This window comes from Stenotrophomonas sp. SrG, from assembly GCF_050031795.1.
Classification (GTDB): Bacteria; Pseudomonadota; Gammaproteobacteria; order Xanthomonadales; family Xanthomonadaceae; genus Stenotrophomonas; species Stenotrophomonas rhizophila_A.
This window is the reverse complement of sequence record NZ_JBNBBE010001587.1, coordinates 1-232: the sequence shown is the minus strand read 5'-3', so window position 1 is coordinate 232 and position 232 is coordinate 1. Positions and strand designations below refer to the sequence as shown.

The window sequence follows — 232 nt, the reverse complement described above, 5'->3', positions numbered from 1 at the left end:
CGATCATCCCGTCGCTGGTCATCAATACCCTCTCCGAGGTCGGCTACGGAGACTCCTACTGCAAAGATGTCACCCGCGTGATCACCAACCCGGATGGCACCACCCGCACCGTGACCGCTTCGGGCCTGCCTTTCTTCGAAAACTTCTACGCCGGCGGTACCAACTCGGTGCGCGGTTTCGAAGACAACCCCCTTGGCCCGCGCGCGGAGCCGACCGCTTCGTACAACCGGGG

1 protein-coding gene is annotated in these 232 nt (G+C 63.4%); it reads left to right on the top strand.

Annotated elements, in window-relative coordinates:
* A partial coding sequence (locus ACQG3P_RS24720) for a BamA/TamA family outer membrane protein (protein ID WP_426806523.1) occupies nucleotides 1-232 on the top strand: 232 nt, incomplete at both ends.